Source organism: Acidobacteriota bacterium (assembly GCA_020845575.1).
In the GTDB taxonomy this organism is placed as follows: domain Bacteria; phylum Acidobacteriota; class Vicinamibacteria; order Vicinamibacterales; family Vicinamibacteraceae; genus Luteitalea.
Genome location: JADLFL010000033.1, coordinates 1 through 4,775 on the forward strand (window position 1 = coordinate 1; position 4,775 = coordinate 4,775).

At 65.9% G+C, this 4,775-nt stretch carries 2 protein-coding genes; both read right to left on the reverse strand.

Annotated features, from left to right (window positions below; all coding sequences use genetic code 11):
• Positions 1-131 precede the first annotated feature (131 nt).
• Positions 132-4,469 carry a DNA-directed RNA polymerase subunit beta gene (rpoB, locus tag IT182_09140; GenBank protein MCC6163499.1) on the reverse strand — a complete coding sequence of 1,446 codons (4,338 nt, stop codon included), beginning with the start codon at positions 4,467-4,469 and terminating at the stop codon, positions 132-134.
• A gap of 162 nt (positions 4,470-4,631) precedes the next feature.
• On the reverse strand, positions 4,632-4,775 hold a 144-nt coding region (locus IT182_09145), incomplete at its 5' end, for a ribosomal protein L7/L12 (GenBank protein MCC6163500.1).

Genomic DNA, 4,775 nt, shown 5'->3' on the forward strand with positions numbered 1-4,775 from the left:
ATCGTCTCGGGCTTGGTGACCTCGCCATACGACCACTGACGGATCTTCTCCGGCGAGGCCAGGCTGATCCGGATCGAGTCGAAGTCGGCGGTGAGGGTACCCTTGGTCGAGAAATCTGGTCGCATGTTCGCTTAAACCCCCTGCCCCACGGGTTCCACGGGTGACGGCTCCTCGGCCAGCATCGGCGCGGGCCGCCCTCGCAGCTTCACCAGTTCGACGTCGAGACACAGCGCCTGGAGCTCGCGGATCAGCACGTTGAACGATTCGGGCAGACCCGGCGTGAAGCTGGCGTCGCCCTTGACGATCGCTTCGTAGATCTTCGCGCGTCCCGTCACGTCGTCGGACTTGGCGGTGAGCAGCTCCTGCAGGATGTGCGCGGCGCCATAGGCTTCGAGCGCCCACACTTCCATCTCGCCGAAGCGCTGGCCGCCGAACTGCGCCTTGCCCCCGAGCGGCTGCTGCGTGATGAGCGAGTACGGTCCGATCGATCGCGCGTGGATCTTGTCGTCGACCAGGTGAGAGAGCTTGAGCATGTAGATGTACCCGACGGTCACCTTCTGCTCGAACTTCTGCCCGGTCATGCCGTCGTAGAGGTCGGTCTTGCCCTCTTCGGGCAGGCCGGCCAGCGACAGGTACTGGCGGCTCTCGTCGTCCTTGGCGCCGTCGAACACCGGCGGCGCGCAGTGCACGCCGGCCTTGCGCGTCGAGGTGAATGCCGCCACGTCACTCGCCGAGCGCAGCGCCTTCACGCGGTCGGAGGTCGGGAAGACCACGGCGAGCCGCGCCTTCACGTCGTCGTTCGCGCGGTGCTCGCGCACCATCGCGTCGAGTTGCTCACCGATCCCGTGCGCCGCCCACCCGAGGTGCGTCTCGAGGATCTGGCCCACGTTCATGCGCGACGGCACGCCGAGCGGGTTCAGCACGATCTCCACCGGACGGCCGTCCGGCAGGTACGGCATGTCCTCTTCAGGCAGGATGCGCGCGATGACGCCCTTGTTGCCGTGACGGCCGGCCATCTTGTCGCCCACCGACAGCTTGCGCTTCATGGCGACGTAGACCTTGACCAGCTTGATCACGCCCGGCGGCAGTTCGTCGCCGCGGCGGATCTTCTCCTTCTTCTCCTCGAAGACCTCGCGCGTGACCTCCACCTGGCGGTCGGTGCGCTCCTCGATCTCGCGGAGCGCGTCCTCCACGCGCGGGTCGGAGGCGTCGACGCGCGCGCGCACGAGCGACAGGAACGGCACGTCCTGCATCAGCTCGCGCGTCAGCGCCGTACCTTTCTTCACCAGCCGCTGCTGTCCGTGCTGGTCGAAGAGGTCCGTGCGCAGCGTCTGCCCGTCCAGCAACGCGACCACGCGCTTCTTCACCTCGTCGTGAAGGATGCGGATCTCGTCCTGGAGGTTCTTCTCCATCATCTCGAGCTCTTCGGCCTCGATGGCCTTGGCCCTGTCGTCCTTCTCGATGCCCTTGCGCGAGAAGATCTTGACGCCGACGATGATGCCTTCGATGCCCGGCGGGCAGGTGAGCGACGCGTCCTTCACGTCGCCGGCCTTCTCGCCGAAGATCGCGCGCAGCAGCTTCTCTTCCGGCGTGAGCTGCGTCTCGCCCTTCGGCGTGACCTTGCCCACCAGGATGTCGCCCGGCTTCACGTACGCGCCGATGCGGATGATGCCGCTCTCGTCGAGATCGCGCAGGTAGTGCTCCCCGACGTTCGGGATGTCGCGCGTGATCTCCTCGGGCCCGAGCTTGGTGTCCCGCGCCTCGATCTCGAACTCCTCGATATGGATGGAGGTGTAGTAGTCCTCCTTCACCAGCTTCTCGGAGACGAGGATGGCGTCCTCGAAGTTGTAGCCGCGCCACGGCATGAACGCGACGAGCACATTGCGGCCGAGCGCGAGCTCGCCCATCTCCGTGCACGGCCCGTCGGCCAGCACCTGCCCCCTGACCACCTTCTCGCCCACGCGGACGATCGGCCGCTGGTTGATGCAGGTGTTCTGGTTCGAGCGCTTGAACTTGATCAGGTTGTAGATGTCGGCACCCATCTCGCTAGACACCTGATCGCCGTCCACGCGCACGACGATGCGCTGGCTGTCGACGTAGTCCACAACGCCGGCCCGGCGCGCGAGCGTCACCGCGCCTGAATCGCGCGCCGTGATGTACTCCATGCCGGTGCCCACGTACGGCGCCTTGGCGCGCAGCAGCGGCACGGCCTGGCGCTGCATGTTGCTGCCCATCAGCGCGCGGTTCGCGTCGTCGTTCTCGAGGAACGGGATGAGCGAGGCCGCCACCGACACGAGCTGCTTGGGCGAGACGTCGATGAACTGGATGTGCTCACGCGGCGCGAGGATGAAGTTGCCCGCCTGGCGCGCGTTCACGCGCTCGCTGACGAACTGCCCCTTGGCGTCCACCTCCGCGTTGGCCTGCGCGATGATGTACTGGTCCTCTTCCCACGCCGACAGGTAGAACGGGTGCGGCTCGACCTCGATCTCCGGGTGCGCCTTGCGCGCCGCCGCGGCTTCCGACGCACGCACCACGGCGCCCGTCTCCAGCGCGCCCGCGCCGTGCGTCACGCGCACGTAGTCCACCACGTGCCCGTGCTCCACCTTGCGGTACGGCGACTCGATGAAGCCGAACTCGTTGATCCGCGCGAACGACGAGAGCGACGAAATGAGGCCGATGTTCGGCCCTTCAGGCGTCTCGATGGGGCAGATGCGCCCGTAGTGCGTGGTGTGGACGTCGCGCACCTCGAACCCGGCGCGCTCGCGCGACAGGCCGCCCGGCCCGAGCGCCGAGAGACGCCGCTTGTGCGTGATCTCGGAGAGCGGGTTGGTCTGGTCCATGAACTGCGAGAGCTGCGAGCTGCCGAAGAACTCCCTGATCGCCGCCATCACCGGCTTGGCGTTGATCAGGTCGTGCGGCATCGCGGTGGCCATCTCCTGGTACACCGACATCTTTTCCTTGATCGCCCGCTCCATGCGCACCAGGCCGATGCGGAACTGGTTCTCGAGGAGCTCGCCCACCGAGCGTACGCGCCGGTTGCCGAGGTGATCGATGTCGTCCACGTTGGCCGGGTTGCGGCGCAGCTTCAGCAGGTACTTGATGACCTCGTAGAAGTCCTGCGGGTGCAGCACCTTCTCGTCGAGCGGCGTCTGCAGCTTCAGCTTCGTGTTGAGCTTCAGCCGGCCCACGCGCGAGAAGTCGTACTTCTGCGGGTTGAAGAACATGCTCTCGAAGAGCGACCGCGAGCTCTCGAGCGTCGGGGGATCCCCCGGACGCAGACGGCGGTAGATCTCGATGAGCGCTTCCTCGTGCGTGCGGATCGGATCCTTATTCAGCGTGGCCGACAGCACCGGCCCCACTTCGTCCTTCTCGGGGAAGAAGATGTCGATGCGCTCGATGCCCTTCTCCTGGGCCATCGCGATCACGCGCGCCGTCAGTTCCTCGTTGGCCTCGAGCAGCACCTCGCCCGACGACGGGTCGACGATGTCGGCGGCCGAGAAGGCCTGTTCGCCTTCGAGGTGGCTGTACTCGACGGGCACCTCGGTGATGCCTGCCTGGCGCAGGGCCTTGATGAGCGCCTTCGTGATCCGCTTGCCGCGCGTGAGCGACAGCTCGGAGCCAGGGATGGTCATGTCGTCGCCGGCACGCCAGTCGACAGGACTGTCGCCGACGGTCCAGTGGACCTGATCGCCCTTCAGGTGCAGCGAGTCGATCGTGTAGAACGCGCGCAGCATCTCGTCGGCGTTGCGCAGGCCGAGCGCCCGCAGGAACACCGTGCCGAGGAACTTGCGCTTGCGGTCGATGCGCACGTACAGCAGGTTCTTGCTGTCGTACTCGAACTCGACCCACGAGCCGCGATACGGAATGAGCTGGCCGATGAAGAGCGTCTTGTCTTCCGTGTGGAAGAATGCGCCCGGCGACCGGTGCAGCTGCGAGACGATGACGCGCTCGGTGCCGTTGATGATGAACGTCCCGTGATCGGTCATCAACGGGATGTCGCCGAAGTAGACCTCCTGCTCCTTGATGTCGCGGATGGTCTTGGCGCCGGTCTCGGGGTCCTTGTTCCAGACCACGAGGCGGATCGTCACCTTGAGCGGGATCGCGTACGTCATCCCGCGCTCGAGGCACTCGTTGATGTCGTACTTCAGGTTGAGCGCCATGCGGCGCCCGCCGATCTCATGGACCAGCCCGCGCGCCTCGTCTCCCCACCCGCACTCGTCCCAGTTGCCGATCGAGTACTCGATGAACTCCAGCGAGGAGTTCTCGCGGAAGTCCGAGATCGGGAACACGGACTTGAAGACGGCCTGCAGGCCGACGTCCTCGCGCTCGGCCGGCAGCGTGTACATCTGCAGGAAGCGGTCGTAGGACTTCTTCTGGATTTCGATCAGGTTGGGAATCGGGACCGTGGTCCGGATCTTGGAAAAGTCGATGCGCTCGCGGTAGACGTTCTTGGCCAGGCTGCTGCTCATACTTCTCGATTCCCCCGGGTCGGTCCCGCCACGGACCACCCGTCGCACGAGGTTTGCGATGCCGAACTGACTCCAACACAACGGCGAAAGCCGCGCGGCCTCGCCGAAGCACCCGAAGGGTGCCGAGGCGGGCACACGCGGCTCGCGACAGGCCGAGACGTGCTACTTGATCTCGACCTTCGCGCCTGCCTCTTCGAACTTCTTCTTGATGGCCGCGGCCTCGTCCTTGCTCGCGCCTTCCTTGATGGCCTTGGGCGCGCCCTCGACGAGATCCTTGGCTTCCTTCAGGCCGAGCGAGGTGACCTC